Genomic DNA, 16,808 nt, shown 5'->3' on the forward strand with positions numbered 1-16,808 from the left:
ACGCCAGCGCACCCACGGGTGCACAGCCCGAAAGCGATACCGCACCCCATGAACGACCTTGGAGTCATCAGCCCCTCGCTCGAGGAGTTCCGCACCGTCGCCGCCCACCACCGAGTGGTCCCCGTCCATGTGCGGGTCCTCGCGGACGCCGAGACGCCCATCAGCCTCTACCGCAAGCTTGCCGACGGGAAGCCGGGGACGTTCCTCTTCGAGTCCGCGGCGGTGGGCGGATCATGGTCGCGCTTCTCGTTCATCGGCGCCGCGTCCCGGGCCACCCTCACGAGCCGTGACGGTCAGGCGTACTGGATCGGGGAGCCCCCGGTCGGCGTCCCGACGGCGGGCAACCCGCTCGAGGCCCTCCGCGACACCGTCGCCGCGCTGCGGACCGAGCGCTTCGAGGGGCTGCCGCCCCTCACCTCCGGCATGGTCGGGTTCGTCGGCTGGGAGGCTGTGCGGCGCTGGGAGAAGCTCCTGACCCCACCTGAGGACGATCTCGAGCTCCCCGAGCTGGCCATGAACCTCGTCACCGACCTCGCCGTGCACGACAACGTCGACGGCACCGTGATGCTCGTGGCCAACGCCATCAACTTCGACAACAGCGACGAGCGGGTCGACGAGGCATGGCACGACGCCGTGTCCAGGCTCCGGCGCATGCTCGCGGCGCTCCTGGCACCCGCCGAGGCCGCGGTGAGCGTCCTGGGTCCCGTCGGCGACTACCAGGACAAGGTCGTCCACCAGTGGACCGAGAAGGGCTACCTCGACGCGATCGCCCGTGGCAAGAAGGCCATCTACGACGGCGACGTCTTCCAGGTGGTCATCTCGCGGCGCTTCGAGCTCGAATACGACGCAGGGCCGCTCGACGTATACCGCGTGCTCAGGAAGATGAACCCGAGCCCGTACATGTATCTCCTCACGCTCGAGGACCCGTCCGGGCGCGAGTACTCGATCGTCGGCTCGTCCCCCGAGGCCCTCGTCACCGTCACGGGGGAGCAGGTCGTGACCCACCCGATCGCCGGCTCCCGGCCCCGCGGCGCCACCGTCGAGGCGGACAAGGCCCTCGCCGACGAGCTGCTCGGGGACGAGAAGGAGCGGGCGGAGCACCTCATGCTCGTGGACCTGGCCCGCAATGACCTCTCCAAGGTCTGCCGCCCGGGCACCGTCGAGGTGAGCGAGTTCATGGAAGTCGAGCGGTTCAGCCACATCATGCACCTCGTCTCCACGGTCGACGGCAAGCTGCGCCCGGACGCGAGCGCGTACGACGTGCTGGCCGCGACCTTCCCGGCGGGAACGCTCTCCGGCGCCCCGAAGCCCCGTGCCCTGCGCCTCCTCGACGAAGTCGAGCCCGTGCGCCGCGGCGTGTACGGGGGCGTTGTCGGCTACCTCGACTTCGCCGGGGACATGGACATGGCCATCGCGATCCGCACGGCCCTCCTGCGCGGCGGCCGTGCCTACGTCCAATCCGGAGGCGGGATCGTCGCGGACTCGGACCCGGTGGCCGAGGCCCAGGAATCCGTGAACAAGGCTGCGGCACCGCTGCGCGCCGTCCACACGGCGTCCGCCCTCAGGCCCGCCGGGACGATCGCCGGGGCGGAGGTCGGGTCCGCCCATGTCTGACACTGGCGCCGCCCGCTCCCGCATCGGCCAGCCCAAGGCTGTGCCCCGCTGGGCCAAGAAGTCCATCGTCGTGCTCATCGCGCTCGTGTTCGCGCTGCTCGCCTTCGGCGCCACGACCCAGACCTGGGTCGACGCCGAGGTCCAGGGCTCCGCGGTGCGCACGGCGCACCTGAGCGTCCAGGGCAGCAAGGCCGCGACCTCGGTGTCCGCCCTCGCGCTCGTGGGCCTCGCAGGGACGCTCGCAGCCGCCGTCGCAGGCCGGATCGGACGCGCGGTGGCCGCCGCAGTCGTCGTGCTCGCCGGGGCCGGCGTCGCTGTCGCCTGCGCGGCCGTCCTGGCCGACCCGCGGGCCGCGGCGGAAGGCTCGATCGCCCAGGCCACGGGCCTCGCAGGAACCGACGCGGTGGCCACCCTCACGCCGTACCCGGCGCTCGCGGCAGCGGCCGGATCGCTCCTTGCCCTCTCGGGGGTCCTGCTGCTCGTCGCCTCGCGCCACTGGGCGCTGCGCACACGGTACGACGCCGCGCGGCCGGCCCCATCTTCCGGCCCCGCCCCAGGGGCGGCTGAGGGGACCCGGGGCAAGGTCCAGGACGAGGGCGCATCCGTCGACGGGATCGACGGCTGGGACAGGCTGTCCCGCGGCGAGGACCCGACCGGCTGAGACGACCCCAGATGGGCTTCACATTCCGCCGGAGATGGCAGAATGGCACTAGAACCGCAACGTCAGGAGAAGAGAGATGAGCAACACGCGCAGTTCCCAGGCCGGTACCCCCGAGGTGCTGCACGGTGAGGACCTCGGGCATGGGAACAGCCCCGCCGCCTGGACGTGCGTCTTCATCATGATGATCGGCTCGATCGTCTCGTGCATCGCGTTCGCGATCGCGAACACGCCCGTCTTCTGGGCGGGCATCGTGGTCATCGCGATCGGCCTCGTCGTGGGCTGGGCCATGCGCAGGGCGGGCTACGGCGTGGGCGGCAGCAAGCTCAAGAACCAGCACTGATGGCGACGGTCCTCGACGACATCATCGTCGGCGTCCGCGAGGACCTCGCCGAGCGGGTCCGCCTCACACCGGCCAAGGAGGTCGAGGCGGCCGCAGCTGCTCGGCCGGCGGCGCTGGACGCCTGGACAGCGCTGGGCTGGGGAGCCCCTGCCCGCGACCTGCGGATCATCGCCGAGGTCAAGCGCAAGAGCCCCTCGAAGGGCGCCTTGGCCGAGATCGCGGACCCGGCGGAGCTCGCGGCCCAGTATGAGCGGGGCGGTGCGTCGGTGATCAGCGTGCTGACCGAGGAGCGGAGGTTCAACGGCAGCCTCGCCGACCTCGACGCGGTGCGTGCCGCCGTCGGCATCCCCGTACTCCGCAAGGACTTCACGGTCGAGGAGTACCAGGTGCATGAGGCGCGCGCCCACGGGGCGGACCTCGTGCTGCTCATCGTCGCCGCGCTCGACGACGCACGGCTGCGCGGGCTCCTCGAGCTCACCCACGGACTCGGGATGAACGCGCTCGTGGAGACGCACACAGACGAAGAGATCGACCGTGCCGCGGCCGTCGGTGCGCGCATCGTGGGGGTCAACGTGCGCAACCTCAAGACGCTCGATGTGGACCGGACCGTGTTCGGTCGACTCGCTGACCGCCTTCCGGCCGACGCGGTCGCGGTGGCCGAGTCGGGCGTCCGCGGGCCCGAGGACATCGCGTACTACGCGGGCCTCGGCGCCGGCGCGGTCCTCGTCGGGGAGGCACTCGTGACGCACGGCGACCCTCTGACGCGGATCCAGGATTTCAAGCGCGCGGGAGCGGCGGCCATCGCCGAACGCCTCGCGGCGCACTAGGAGACACGGCGCCGCCCCAGCGGCGCGCGCCGCAAGGAAGGTGGGACTGGTGGGCGAGACCATGCCAGCAGGCAGCCCGGACACCGGGGACAAGACGATGCAGGCGGGGGACCACGCGGGGACGGCCGACGCCTTCCTCGCGGGGAGCCTGCGCCACGCGACGGGCCCGTACTTCGGCGCCTACGGTGGGCGATGGATGCCCGAGTCGCTCATCGCGGCCCTCGACGAACTCGAGGACACGTTCGAGAAGGCCAAGATCGATCCCGAGTTCCTCGCGCAGATCGCCGACCTCAACCGCAACTACTCGGGGAGGCCCTCGCTCCTGACCGAGGCCAAGCGGTTCTCGGAGCACGCCGGCGGGGTGCGCATCTTCCTCAAGCGCGAGGACCTCAACCACACAGGCTCGCACAAGATCAACAACGTGCTCGGCCAGGCCCTGCTCGCCCGTCGCATGGGCAAGACGCGGCTCATCGCCGAGACGGGCGCCGGCCAGCACGGCGTCGCGAGCGCGACCGCCGCGGCGCTCCTGGGCATGGAATGCGTCGTCTACATGGGCGCGGAGGACTGTCGGCGCCAGGCGCTCAACGTGGCGCGCATGCAGCTCCTCGGGGCCTCCGTCGTCCCAGTGACCAACGGCTCGCAGACGCTCAAGGACGCCATCAACGACGCGCTGCGCGACTGGGTCGCCAACGTCAAGACCACCCACTACCTCCTCGGCACGGCCGCAGGGTCCCACCCGTTCCCGGCGATGGTGCGCTTCTTCCACGAGGTGATCGGGGAAGAGGCCCGTGAGCAGATCCTCGCCCAGACCGGACGGCTCCCGGACGCGGTGTGCGCGTGCATCGGCGGCGGCTCGAACGCCATCGGCATCTTCCACGGCTTCCTGGATGACGCGTCGGTGAAGATCTATGGCTTCGAGGCCGGAGGCGAGGGCGTCGAGACCGGCCGCCACGCGGCCACGATCACTCTCGGACGGCCCGGCGTGCTGCACGGTGCGCGCTCGTACCTCATGCAGGACGAGGACGGCCAGACGGTTGAGTCGCATTCGATCTCGGCCGGCCTCGACTACCCGGGCGTTGGCCCGGAGCACTCGTACCTGCACGACATCGGGCGCGTCACCTACGAGCCCATCACGGACTCCGAGGCCATGGACGCGTTCAGCCTCCTCTGCCGCACCGAGGGCATCATCCCCGCGATCGAGTCCGCGCACGCCCTCGCCGGAGCCATCAAGGTCGGCCAGCGACTGGCGGCCGAGGGCGGCGACCCCCACGAGCGCATCGTGATAGTCAACCTCTCGGGCCGGGGCGACAAGGACGTCCAGACGGCCGCCGAGTGGTTCGGCATGCTGGACGAGAACGGCCAGGTCAAGGGCACCACCCTGTCCACGCGCCGGCCGAAGGGCTTCACGGCACACAGCGCAGGCGCAGACGCGGAACGCGCGGCCCAGGACGAGACGCAGGAGGGCATCGCGTGAGCAAGGTTGCTGACGTCATCGACAAGGCCAAGGCCGAGGGCCGCGCGGCCCTGATCGGGTACCTCCCAGCGGGATACCCGAGCGTCCAGGAGAGCATCGATGCCGCCATCGCGCTCGCGCGCAACGGCGCGGACATCATCGAGATCGGCATCCCCTACTCGGACCCGGTCATGGACGGCAATGTCATCCAGGCCGCCACGACCGAGGCCCTCGCCCACGGCTTCCGTGTGGCGAGCGTGTTCGACGTGGTCAAGGCCGTCACGGACGCCACGAAGGACCTCGGGACGGCCGTGCTCGTCATGACCTACTGGAACCTCGTGATGCGGATGGGGGTGGACGAGTTCTCCCGCCGCCTCGCCGAGGCCGGCGGCTCCGGCCTCATCACCCCCGATCTGATCCCGGACGAGGCCGCGGAGTGGTTCGAGGCCTCGGACAAGTACGGGCTCGACCGCGTCTTCCTCGTCGCGCCGTCGACCACGCCGGAGCGCATGGCCATGACGGTCGAGGCGACGCGGGGCTTCACGTACGCCGTATCGCTCATGGGCGTCACCGGGGCGCGTGCCGCCGTCGACTCGGCCGCGCGCGACGTCGTCGAGGGTGCCCGCGCGGCGGGCGCTCCGCGCGTCTGCGTGGGGCTGGGCGTCTCGAACTCCGAGCAGGTCCGCGAGATCGGGGCCTATGCGGACGGCGTGATCGTCGGCACGGCTCTCGTCGCCGCATTGCGCGACGGTGGGGCCGAGGCGGTCGGGAGGCTCGCGGCGGAGCTGCGCACCGGCCTCAAGCGCACGACGGCGGCCGGGGCCTGAGCCGCTAGACCCGCCGTTGCGCCGGTGGACACATTCCGTCCGCATGGCGGACGGAAACGTCTCGCCATGCGGTGGCGTGGTAATCTTGCGGCAGTCGAGACGGCGCTCACACTCGGCGGCCCGCATCAAGGCCGCAACCGAGTCGTGGGGCCGCCGACCGGCCGGCTGGCAGGGGGAGCCGCGGCCGTTCCGTCACGGGCCACCGCCCAAGCGGCTCGATCCCCACAACGATGTGGACGTGAAAGTCCCTCCCGCACAGCGCAGGGAGGGCGTCATCGTATGGCCATTCCGCCGGCGGACCATTCAGTCCGCCCCGAGGCGGCCATACAATTTCCAGTGAAGAAGCGCCGTGCTGTGCCCTCCCGTGGCCAGCATCGCGGGGCCAACGTTGTCCCCTGTCGCGAATCGACCAGGAGGAAGGACGTTACGTCATGACTCACCCGACCCACGGCTCCGCCGAGCAGGAGTCCGAAAGGGTGCTCTCACCCTTCAGGCGCTTCTCTGCCCTCCCTCCCTCCCAGGGCCTTTACAGCGCTGATGCCGAGAAGGACGCGTGTGGCCTCGCCATCGTCGCTACCCTCCGCGGCGAGGCCGGCCATGACATCGTCGATGCGGCCCTCCACGCGCTGCGCGCCCTCGAGCACCGGGGCGCCGTCGGCGCCGACGAGGGCACGGGCGACGGCGCTGGCCTCCTGACCCAGGTCCCCGACGCGTTCTTCCGCGCTGTCGTCGACTTTGAGCTTCCGGCGGCCGGCCAGTACGCCGTCGGCATCGCCTTCCTGCCTACTGAGGCCCGCGAGGCGGGCGCCGCACGTGCGGGCATCGAGTCACTCGCCGAGGCCGAGGGCCTTACGGTCCTGGGCTGGCGCAGCGTGCCGGTCGTGGCGGAGCTCGTCGGCGCGATGGCCCGCGCATGCATGCCGCGCTTCGAGCAGCCGTTCTTTGCCTCGGCCTCGGGCGAGGAACTCGAGCGGAATGACCTTGACGGCCGCGTATGGCGCATCCGCAAGCGCGCGCAGAACAAGCACGGCGTGTACTTCCCCTCGCTGTCCTCCCGCACGATCGTGTACAAGGGCATGCTCACGACCGCTCAGCTCGAGCCGTTCTACCCGGACCTGTCCGATGACCGGTTCGCGACCAAGCTGGCGATCGTCCACTCGAGGTTCTCGACCAACACGTTCCCCTCGTGGCCGCTCGCCCAGCCGTTCCGCACGATCGCCCACAACGGCGAGATCAACACGGTCAAGGGCAACCGCAACTGGATGCGCGCGCGCCAGTCGCAGCTGAACAGCCCGCTCCTGGGCGACGCCCCCGAGGAGCTGTTCCCGATCTGCACGCCCGGAGCCTCCGACTCGGCGTCCTTCGACGAGGTCGCGGAGCTCCTGTGGCTCTCCGGCCGCCCGATCACCCACTCGATCATGATGATGATCCCGGAGGCGTGGGAGAACCACGTCTCGATGGATCCGGCGCGCCGTGCCTTCTACGAGTACCACTCGCTCCTCATGGAGCCGTGGGACGGCCCCGCGGCCGTGTCCTTCACCGACGGCACGGTGGTTGGGGCGACCTTGGACCGCAACGGCCTGCGCCCGTGCCGCTACTGGGTCACCGAGGACGGCCTCGTGGTCTTCGCGTCCGAGGTGGGCGTCATCGACATCGAGCCCGCCAACGTGGTCAAGAAGGGCCGTGTCTCGCCGGGGAAGATGTTCGTCGTCGACACCGAGGCCGGCCGGATCATCGACGACGAAGAGGTGAAGGCCGAGATCGCGGGCACCAACCCGTGGGCCGAGTGGGTCGCTGAGAACGTGATCCGTCTCGCCGACCTCCCCGAGCGCGAGCACGTGATCCACACTCCCCAGTCCGTGAACGTGCGCCAGCGGACGTTCGGCTACACCCAGGAGGAGCTGCGCATCCTTGTCGGGCCGATGGCCCGCACGGGCGCCGAGCCGATCGGCGCGATGGGCACCGACACCCCGGTCGCCGTCCTGTCCAAGCGGCCCCGGCTCCTCTTCGACTACTTCGTGCAGTCCTTCGCCCAGGTCACGAACCCGCCGCTCGACGCCATCCGCGAGGAACTCGTCACGAGCCTCAACGGCGCAATCGGGCCCAACGGCAACCTCCTGAGCACACGGCGCGTGTCGGAGAAGCAGGTCATCCTGCCGTTCCCCGTGATCAACAACGACCAGCTCGCGAAGATCTCAAACATGGAGGCCGAGTCCGGGGACCACGCGGGCGAGAGGATCGCCGTCAAGATCCGGGGCCTGTACCGTCCCGAGGGCGGCGAGGCAGCGCTCCGCTCTCGGCTCACCGAGATCTGCGAGCAGGTGTCCGGAGCGATCAACCGCGGCGTCCAGTACGTGGTGCTCTCGGACCGCGACTCGAACGCCCAGTGGGCCCCCATCCCGTCGCTCCTGCTCCTCTCGGCGGTCCACCACCACCTTCTCCGCAGCGCGAACCGCACCAAGACGGCCCTCGTCGTCGAGGCGGGCGACGTTCGCGAGGTACACCACGTGGCCGTGCTGCTCGGCTACGGCGCCTCGGCCGTCAACCCCTACCTTGCGATGGAGAGCGTCGAGGAGCTCATCCGCTCCGGCGAGCTCCCCGGGGTCACGCCCGAGGACGGGGTGTACAACCTCATCAAGGGGCTCGGCAAGGGCGTGCTGAAGATCATGTCCAAGATGGGCATCTCCACGGTCGCCTCCTACTGCGGTGCCCAGACCTTCGAGGCCCTCGGACTGTCCCAGGACCTCGTGGACGAGTTCTTCGCGGGCACACACAGCCAGCTCGGCGGCGTCGGGCTCGACGTCATCGCCGCCGAGGTGGCGGCGCGGCACGAGATGGCCTACCCGTCCTCCGGCATCGAGCAGCCGCACCGTCCGCTGCTGGGCGGCGGCGAGTACCAGTGGCGCCGCGACGGCGAGCCGCACCTGTTCAACCCTGAGACGGTGTTCCGGCTCCAGCACTCCACGCGCGAGCGCCGCTACGACGTGTTCAAGGCGTACACGAAGGGCATCGACGACCAGTCCGAGAACCTCATGACCCTGCGGGGCCTGCTGAAGTTCAAGGAGGGCGTGCGCCCTGCCGTGCCGATCGAGGAGGTCGAGCCGGTCTCCGAGATCGTCAAGCGGTTCTCGACGGGCGCGATGAGCTACGGCTCCATCTCGAAGGAGGCGCACGAGACTCTCGCGATCGCGATGAACCGCCTCGGCGCCAAGTCGAACACCGGCGAGGGCGGCGAAGACGTCGACCGGCTTCTGGATCCTGAGCGCCGCTCGGCGATCAAGCAGGTCGCCTCGGGACGCTTCGGGGTGACGAGCCTCTACCTCACGAACGCCACGGACATCCAGATCAAGATGGCCCAGGGTGCCAAGCCCGGCGAGGGTGGCCAGCTCATGGCCCAGAAGGTCTACCCGTGGGTCGCACGGACACGCCACTCGACCCCGGGCGTCGCCCTCATCTCGCCCCCGCCGCACCACGACATCTACTCGATCGAGGACCTCGCGCAGCTGATCTACGACTGCAAGCGTGCCAACCCCAAGGCCCGTGTGCACGTCAAGCTCGTCTCCGAGGTAGGCATCGGCACGGTCGCCGCGGGCGTGACCAAGGCGAAGGCCGACGTCGTGCTCGTCTCGGGGCACGACGGCGGTACCGGTGCCTCGCCGCTGAACTCGCTCAAGCACGCGGGCGTCCCGTGGGAGCTCGGCCTCGCCGAGACCCAGCAGACGCTCATGCTCAACGGGCTGCGGGACCGCGTCGTCGTCCAGGTCGACGGCCAGCTCAAGACGGGGCGCGACGTCGTGATCGCGGCGCTCCTGGGCGCCGAGGAGTACGGCTTCGCGACCACCGCGCTCGTCGTGTCGGGCTGCATCATGATGCGCGTCTGCCACCTCGACACATGCCCGGTCGGCGTGGCCACCCAGAACCCGGAGCTGCGCTCCCGCTTCACGGGCAAGCCCGAGTTCGTGGTCAACTTCTTCGAGTTTGTCGCCGAGGAGATCCGGGAGCACCTCGCCGCGCTCGGCTTCCGCTCGATCGAGGAGGCCATCGGCCACTCGGAGGTGCTCGAGACCCGCGACGCGATCGAGCACTGGAAGGCCGAGGGCCTCGACCTCTCGCCGATCCTGTCGGGCCTCGATTTCGACGAGGACGCCCCGCTGCGCAACATGACCGGCCAGAACCACGAGCTCGAGAAGCACTTCGACGTGCAGCTCATCGAGCTCGCAGCCGAGGCGCTCCGCGACCGGACCCCGGTCAAGATCAGCCTCCCGGTGGTCAACACGGACCGCTCGGTCGGGACGATGCTCGGCTACAACGTCACGAAGACCTTCGGGATCGAGACGCTCGGCACCGACACGATCGATGTGACCCTGACGGGGACCGCGGGCCAGTCCCTCGGCGCGTTCCTGCCGGCAGGCGTCACGCTGCGCCTCTTCGGCGATTCGAACGACTATGTCGGCAAGGGCCTCTCGGGCGGGCGCATCATCGTCCGGCCGGCCCGCACGAACGTGTTCCCCGCCGAGCACAACGTGATCGCGGGCAACGTGATCGGCTACGGCGCCACGGGCGGCGAGATGTTCCTGCGCGGTCAGGTGGGTGAGCGGTTCCTCGTGCGCAACTCGGGCGCGACGGCGGTCGTCGAGGGCATCGGCGACCACGGCTGCGAGTACATGACCGGCGGGCAGGCACTGATCCTGGGCCGGACGGGCCGGAACTTCGGCGCTGGCATGTCCGGCGGCACGGCGTTCGTGCTGGACCTCAAGCCGGAGCGCGTCAACAAGCAGGCGCTCGACTCCGGCGAGCTCGCGCTCATCGAGCTCGACGACGAGGACCGCGACATTGTGCGCAACCTGCTCGTGAAGCACATCGAGGAGACCGACTCCGCTCTCGCGCAGCGGCTCCTCGACAACTTCGACGACACCGCGGCCAGGATCACCAAGGTCCTCCCGCGCGACTATGCAGCTGTGCTGCAGACCCGTCTGGGCGCCCTCGAGGAGGGCCTCGACCCTGACGGTGAAGAAGTTTGGTCTCGCATCCTGGAGGTGACCGGTGGCTGACCCACGCGGATTCCTGAAGACCCGGCAGCGTGAGACGCAGCCACGGCGACCCGTTCCCGTCCGCATCATGGACTGGAAGGAAGTGTACGAGGCGCGCCAGGAGGGCACGGTCCTCAGGCGTCAGGCGTCCCGCTGCATGGACTGCGGCGTGCCGTTCTGCCACCACGGCTGCCCGCTCGGGAACCTCATTCCCGAGTGGAATGACCTGACGCGGCGCGGCATGGGCCAGGACGCCTCGGAGCGCCTGCACGCCACGAACAACTTCCCGGAGTTCACGGGCCGACTGTGCCCCGCTCCGTGCGAGACCGCGTGCGTGCTCGGCATCAACCAGCCGGCCGTCACGATCAAGCAGATCGAGGTCTCGATCGCCGAGGAGGCGTTCGACGAGGGCTGGATCGAGCCGCTCCCGCCGGCGCGCCTGACGGGCAAGACGGTCGCCGTCGTGGGCTCCGGCCCCGCGGGCCTGGCCGCCGCACAGCAGCTGACCCGGATCGGGCACACCGTGGCCGTCTACGAGCGTGACGACCGGATCGGTGGGCTCATGCGGTACGGCATCCCGGACTTCAAGATGGAGAAGGACGTCATCGACCGGCGTCTGGCGCAGATGCAGGCCGAGGGAACGCGCTTCCGCACCGGCGTGAACGTGGGCAAGGACGTCAGCTGGGACCAGCTGCGCCGCCGCTACGACGCCGTGGTGATCGCGACCGGTGCCATGGTTCCACGCGACCTCCCGATCCCCGGCCGCCACCTGGCCGGCGTCCACTTCGCGATGGACTACCTCGTCCAGTCGAACCACGCAACGGCGGGCGACACGGTCATCGACCAGATCGACGCACGGGGCAAGCACGTCGTCATCCTCGGCGGCGGCGACACGGGCGCGGACTGCATCGGAACCGCGCACCGCCAGCAGGCGGCCTCCGTGACGACGCTGGCCATCGGCAAGCAGCCCCCCACCGAGCGCCCGGCGCACCAGCCGTGGCCGATGTTCCCGAACCTGTTCGAGGTCGCCACGGCCCATGAGGAGGGCGGTGAGCGGACGTACCTCGCCTCGACCGTCGAGTTCGTGGGGGAGAACGGCAGGCTCGCGGGCATCAAGGTCGCCGAGACGGAGTATGTCGACGGCAAGCGCCTGCCCAAGGCCGGCACCGAGCGCATCATCCCGGCCGACCTCGTGTTCCTCGCGCTCGGCTTCACCGGCGCCGAGCCGGCGGGCATCACCGAGCAGGTCAGCGCCCCCTTCGACGACCGCGGGAACGTGGCCCGCGACGCGGACTACATGACCGAGGTCCCGGGCGTCTTCGTCGCGGGGGACGCCGGCCGGGGCCAGTCGCTCATCGTGTGGGCGATCGCCGAGGGCCGCGCGGCCGCCGCGGCCGTGGACCGGCACCTCATGGGCTCCACGATCCTGCCCGCGCCGGTTGCGCCGACGGACCGCGCCATTACGGTCCTCTGATCCACATCGAGGGGGCGGGCCCGTGGGCCCGCCCCCGGCCGTATCGCGGCCCACGCTGTTCACCCCTGAAGAAACCGCAGTCCACCACTTCACACCTAGGGTAGGTACATGAGACGCGCGAAGATTGTGGCCACATTCGGCCCTGCCATCTCCAGCTACGAGAACACCGTGGCGGTCATCCAGGCGGGCGTCGACGTAGCCCGCATGAACATGAGCCACGGCGACCATTCCGTGCACGACGCCACCTACGAGAACGTCCGCAAGGCGGCCACCGAGCTCGGCAAGGCCGTGGGCATCATGGCGGATCTCCAGGGCCCCAAGATCCGTCTGGGCCGCTTCGTGGACGGGCCGCACGAGCTCGCCGTGGGGGACGTCTTCACCATCACGACCGAGGACGTGCCCGGCACGAAGGACATCTGCTCGACGACCCTGAAGTCCCTCACCGAGGACGTCAAGGTGGGGGACGCCCTCCTCATCGACGACGGCAAGGTTGCGCTGCGCGCCACCGCGGTCGACGACGTCAAGGTCACCACCGAGGTGACCGTCGGAGGCAAGGTGTCGAATAACAAGGGCATCAACCTTCCCGGTGTTGCGGTCAACGTCCCCGCGCTGAGCGAGAAGGACGAAGTCGACCTCCGTTGGGCGCTGAAGCGGGGCGTCGACTTCGTGGCCCTCTCGTTCGTGCGCGACGCGCGCGACGTCGAACGGGTCCACGCGATCATGGACGAGGAGGGCCGGAGGGTCCCCGTGATCGCCAAGATCGAGAAGCCCCAGGCCGTTGACCAGCTCCACGAGATCATCGACGCGTTCGACGCCATCATGGTGGCGCGCGGCGATCTCGGCGTCGAGCTTCCTCTCGAGCAGGTTCCTCTCGTGCAGAAGCGTGCGGTCGAGCTCGCGCGCCGCTGGGCGAAGCCGGTGATCGTCGCGACCCAGGTGCTCGAATCGATGATCGAGAACCCGCGCCCGACCCGCGCTGAGGCCTCGGACTGCGCGAACGCGGTGCTCGACGGCGCCGACGCGGTCATGCTCTCGGGCGAGACGAGCGTGGGCGCGTACCCGATCGAGACCGTCAAGACGATGGCGAAGATCATCGAGTCCACTGAGGAGCACGGGCTCGAGCGCGTGCCGCCGCTCGGCTCCCAGCCCAAGACCCGTGGCGGTGCGATCACCCGCGCGGCCGTGGTGATCGCGGACCAGCTGGACGCGAAGTACATCTGCACGTTCACCCAGTCCGGTGACTCGGCGCGCCGCTTGAGCCGTCTGCGCCCGCAGAAGCCGGTCTTCGCGTTTACACCGCTCACCTCGACGCTGAACATCCTCAGCCTGTGCTGGGGGATCCAGCCGCGCATGGTGGACTTCGCGGCGCACACGGACCAGATGATCGCGCAGGTCGACGAGTACCTGCTCCGCGCCGGCCTCGCGACGCCGAACGACCTCGTGGTCGTGGCCGCGGGCTCCCCGCCCGGAGTGGCCGGCTCGACCAACGCCCTCCGCGTCCACAAGGTCGGCGACCTCGCAGATGCCGGCCAGCTGCTCGACGGCGCCCCCGCGCCGGCGCGCGAGCAGGTCGGCCCGTGGCCGCTGCCGACGGAGCCGAGGCGCCACAAGCTCTAGGCGCTGCTCACGCGCGAAGGGCGGCACCCCACCGGGGTGCCGCCCTTCGCGCGCTGTGACGAGTGCGGTCAGCTGACCTGGTTGATGATGGTCTCCGCGACCTCGCGCATGCTCAGCCGGCGGTCCATGGACGTCTTCTGGATCCACCGGAACGCCTCCGGCTCCGTCAGGCCCATCTTCGTGATGAGCAGGCTCTTGGCCCGCTCGACGAGCTTGCGGGTGGCGAACTGCTCCTTGAGGTCCGTCACCTCGGACTCGAGCGCCTTGATCTCCTCGTGGCGGGAGAGCGCGATCTCGAGGGCCGGGACGAGGTCGTTCGGCGTGAACGGCTTGACCACGTAGGCCATGGCGCCGGCGTCGCGGGCGCGCTCGACGAGCTCCTTCTGGCTGAACGCGGTGAGGAGCACGACCGGGGCGATGCGGGCCCTGACGATCTTCTCCGCGGCCGTGATCCCGTCCATCACGGGCATCTTGACGTCCATCAGCACGAGGTCGGGCTTGAGTTCCTCGGCGAGCTCGACGGCGCGCTGGCCGTTGTCCGCCTCGCCGACCACCTCGTAGCCCTCGCCCCGGAGGATCTCGATGATGTCGAGGCGGATGAGGGTCTCGTCCTCGGCGACGACGACGCGGCGCGCTGGCGCGGTCGCTGTGTTCTCACCGGCTTCCGTGGCGTGGGGGGTCTTGTCTGACACGCGGGCTCCTTGATGGTCAGGCTGTGAGACTCAGGTGTGAGAATCGGGCGAATGTTCCTGCCTCGATCCTAGCGGGTACAGTAGTCGCGAGCCCACGTGAGTGGGTCGTTGCCCGAGTGGCGGAATTGGCAGACGCGCCGCACTCAAAATGCGGTATCGAAAGGTGTGTGGGTTCGAGTCCCACCTCGGGCACGGTCAGGATCCCCGGAATTCCGGGGGTCCTTTCCCGTTTCTGGGAACGGATTCCGGCTCGTGATACTGCCGTGATACTTCATCACTCGTCCTCCGGATCGAGCGGTGGGAAGTCCGAGATGAGGCGCCTGAGGTTTAGCACGACATCGAGCCAGTTGTTCCCCACCTTGGACGGATAGCGGGCCGCGTGCCACGGGAGGTCGCCACGGTCGTGCGCCATGAGTTCGTCGACCAGAGCCTGGGAATCGTCGGGCCTCACGGTCCCGTCGGCCAGATGATCGAGGATGATGGCAAGTCCTTCGAGGTATGCGCGCGCGTTATCGACCGTATCGTCGTCGAGTGGCCACGTCGGCTTCTCTGTCACTAGATCCCTCCGTACATGAGTGCGCCGAACTGTTCGGCGGCTTCCTTCTGCATTCCCGGCATGACATGTGCGTACACGCCGAGCGTGATGGTCGGGCTTGCGTGCCCGAGCCGTTCCGAGACGACCTTTACCGGCACCCCGGCGGCCAGGAGGATCGTCGCGTGTGTGTGGCGGAGGTCGTGGAGGCGGATGGCCTTCAGCTTGTCCTCGCCGAGCGTGCGCCGGGTCTGGGCCACGGCGTCCGTGAACCGCCGTGAGAACCGGTAGGGGTGCCGCACGTTCCCATCCACGTCGGAGACCACGTAGGCCTCATCCCGGACGAGGGAGAGGAACAAGGCGCCGCGCTCCTTGCGGTAGACCCGCAGGTCCGAGAGGGTCTGCGCATCGAGGTCCACGACCCGCGCCTTGCCCGTCTTCGTGGGCCCGACGTCGATCCGGTCGCCATTGCCTTCGGTCTTGATGAGGGACGCGGACCGGCGGACTGACACGCGGCCCGTCGTGAAGTCCACGTCGCCCCAGCGGAGCCCGAGGAGCTCGCCGCGGCGCATGCCCGTCGCCGCCAGCAGCTTCCACGCCATGAGCAGGTCGTCGCCGCGTTCCTCACGGTCCGCAAGGAACGCCCGTAGCTCCACAGCCGACCAGTAGTGCATCTCCGGGGGAGCGGCTTCCTTCGCCGATGGCGGAGTGGCGGCGTCGGCCGGGTTGACGGCGAGGAGCCGGTCCCGCACGGCGGCGTCCAGTGCCGCGTGGACGATGGTGTGGATGTACCGCACCGTCCGCGCCGACAGGCCCTTGTCCTCGCCGGTGCCGCCCACGCGGCCCGATGCCTCCAGCTGGCGGTACAGCGCCGTGAGCCGGGTCCCTGTTAGCTGTTCAAGGCGCAGCTCCCCGATGTAGGGGAGGACGTGGAGGCGCACGTTCCGGCGGTACGACTCGACCGTGGATGGCTGCTTGCGGAGGCCGTCCAGCCACGCGCCCATGTGCGCGGCCACTGTCGTCTTATGGGGCGCCACGTAGGACCCGTCTCGGAGGGAGGCGCGCACATCGGTCAGGTGCACGGCGGCAGCCTTGCGCGTCGCGAAGCCACGCTTGAGCCTCGCCTTCACCGTCCCGTCAACCTGGGGCTCCTGCCACTTGGCCAAGTACAGAGTCCCGGCCTTCGTCTCATACGGGCTGATTGTTCCCTCGCCGGCCTGACGGCGCCGTGGCTTGGTCATTTCGACTCGCCTTCCTTGAACTTGCCGAGCGACGGCCCAAGGCCGCCCTTCACCTTGCGCGCCATGCCCACCCATCGCGCGGCCGTCGAGTATGACGTCTGGAAGTGTTCCATCACGGCGCGGGTGGGGCCCTTGCCTTGATCCATCGCCTCGCGGTAGACGCTTGCCACCTCTAGGAGCTTGGCATCCGTGACTCGGTCACGACGGCGGGTGACGGGCTTGCTCGCGACCGCGTCGAGGTTCTCGATGCCGTCGCGGATCCGGTCCTTTGTGGTTGGATCTAGGGTCTGATCGAGGAGCCAGTCTTCTAGCTGTGGCGTCGGGGGCAGCTCCTCGCCGGGGCTGAAACCAATGGACATCGTGAGGTGGTCGCCGGGGAACGCATCCCGTGTGGTGGCGCCGTGGAGCACGGCCCAGGTCGCCATGGCCTTCCATGCCAGGTCGCCATGGCCTTCCATTCGTTCAGGCGGCGGTGGCGTCTCAGGCGTTGGAGCGCCTGG

13 protein-coding genes and 1 tRNA gene are annotated in these 16,808 nt (G+C 69.6%); 10 read left to right on the plus strand and 4 right to left on the minus strand.

Annotation, left to right across the window (positions count from 1 at the left end; genetic code table 11):
• The first annotated feature begins 48 nt into the window (after nt 1–48).
• The 9 genes from SCMU_RS09510 (at nt 49) to pyk (ending at nt 13,843) form a co-directional block, all read left to right on the plus strand.
• On the plus strand, nt 49–1,614 hold the full coding sequence (locus tag SCMU_RS09510) for an anthranilate synthase component I (RefSeq protein ID WP_229232724.1): 1,566 nt from the start codon (nt 49–51) through the stop codon (nt 1,612–1,614).
• On the plus strand, nt 1,607–2,275 hold the full coding sequence (locus SCMU_RS09515; RefSeq protein WP_229232725.1) for a Trp biosynthesis-associated membrane protein: 669 nt from the start codon (nt 1,607–1,609) through the stop codon (nt 2,273–2,275). Before SCMU_RS09510 ends, SCMU_RS09515 begins: the two co-directional genes overlap by 8 nt.
• A gap of 76 nt (nt 2,276–2,351) precedes the next feature.
• Nucleotides 2,352–2,615, plus strand: a complete 264-nt coding sequence (locus tag SCMU_RS09520; RefSeq protein WP_229232726.1) for an HGxxPAAW family protein — start codon at nt 2,352–2,354, stop codon at nt 2,613–2,615.
• Nucleotides 2,615–3,442 (plus strand): indole-3-glycerol phosphate synthase TrpC, encoded by an 828-nt coding sequence (trpC, locus tag SCMU_RS09525; protein ID WP_229232727.1) that lies wholly within the window; start codon nt 2,615–2,617, stop codon nt 3,440–3,442. Before SCMU_RS09520 ends, trpC begins: the two co-directional genes overlap by 1 nt.
• A 97-nt stretch (nt 3,443–3,539) precedes the next feature.
• Nucleotides 3,540–4,916, plus strand: coding sequence for a tryptophan synthase subunit beta (trpB, locus tag SCMU_RS09530; RefSeq protein WP_229232994.1), 1,377 nt, complete (start codon nt 3,540–3,542; stop codon nt 4,914–4,916).
• A complete protein-coding gene (gene trpA / locus SCMU_RS09535; protein WP_229232728.1) occupies nt 4,913–5,722 on the plus strand; it encodes a tryptophan synthase subunit alpha in 810 nt (269 codons plus the stop codon). Before trpB ends, trpA begins: the two co-directional genes overlap by 4 nt.
• A gap of 431 nt (nt 5,723–6,153) precedes the next feature.
• On the plus strand, nt 6,154–10,773 hold the full coding sequence (gene gltB, locus SCMU_RS09540; RefSeq protein ID WP_229232729.1) for a glutamate synthase large subunit: 4,620 nt from the start codon (nt 6,154–6,156) through the stop codon (nt 10,771–10,773).
• Nucleotides 10,766–12,226 (plus strand): glutamate synthase subunit beta, encoded by a 1,461-nt coding sequence (locus SCMU_RS09545; RefSeq protein WP_229232730.1) that lies wholly within the window; start codon nt 10,766–10,768, stop codon nt 12,224–12,226. Before gltB ends, SCMU_RS09545 begins: the two co-directional genes overlap by 8 nt.
• Nucleotides 12,227–12,334: 108 nt before the next feature.
• Nucleotides 12,335–13,843, plus strand: a complete 1,509-nt coding sequence (gene pyk, locus SCMU_RS09550; RefSeq protein ID WP_229232731.1) for a pyruvate kinase — start codon at nt 12,335–12,337, stop codon at nt 13,841–13,843.
• 68 nt (nt 13,844–13,911) lie between these two features.
• Here pyk and SCMU_RS09555 read toward each other — a convergent pair whose 3' ends face one another.
• Entirely contained in the window at nt 13,912–14,535 is a 624-nt protein-coding gene (locus SCMU_RS09555; RefSeq protein ID WP_229232732.1) for an ANTAR domain-containing response regulator, read from the minus strand.
• A gap of 110 nt (nt 14,536–14,645) precedes the next feature.
• On the opposite strand from SCMU_RS09555, the gene SCMU_RS09560 reads away from it, so the two are divergent.
• Nucleotides 14,646–14,727: transfer RNA gene (locus SCMU_RS09560), tRNA-Leu, on the plus strand.
• A gap of 82 nt (nt 14,728–14,809) precedes the next feature.
• Here the strand turns inward: SCMU_RS09560 and SCMU_RS09565 are convergent.
• From SCMU_RS09565 to SCMU_RS09575, 3 genes are read right to left on the minus strand one after another with little or no spacing between them, the layout of a single operon-like run.
• Complete coding sequence (locus SCMU_RS09565; RefSeq protein ID WP_229232733.1) at nt 14,810–15,091, minus strand: hypothetical protein; 282 nt, start codon at nt 15,089–15,091, stop codon at nt 14,810–14,812.
• Entirely contained in the window at nt 15,091–16,308 is a 1,218-nt protein-coding gene (locus tag SCMU_RS09570; protein WP_229232734.1) for a tyrosine-type recombinase/integrase, read from the minus strand. Before SCMU_RS09570 ends, SCMU_RS09565 begins: the two co-directional genes overlap by 1 nt.
• On the minus strand, nt 16,305–16,766 hold the full coding sequence (locus SCMU_RS09575) for a hypothetical protein (protein ID WP_229232735.1): 462 nt from the start codon (nt 16,764–16,766) through the stop codon (nt 16,305–16,307). Before SCMU_RS09575 ends, SCMU_RS09570 begins: the two co-directional genes overlap by 4 nt.
• Nucleotides 16,767–16,808: the final 42 nt, after the last annotated feature.

This window comes from Sinomonas cyclohexanicum (genome assembly GCF_020886775.1).
GTDB classification, from domain to species: domain Bacteria; phylum Actinomycetota; class Actinomycetes; order Actinomycetales; family Micrococcaceae; genus Sinomonas; species Sinomonas cyclohexanicum.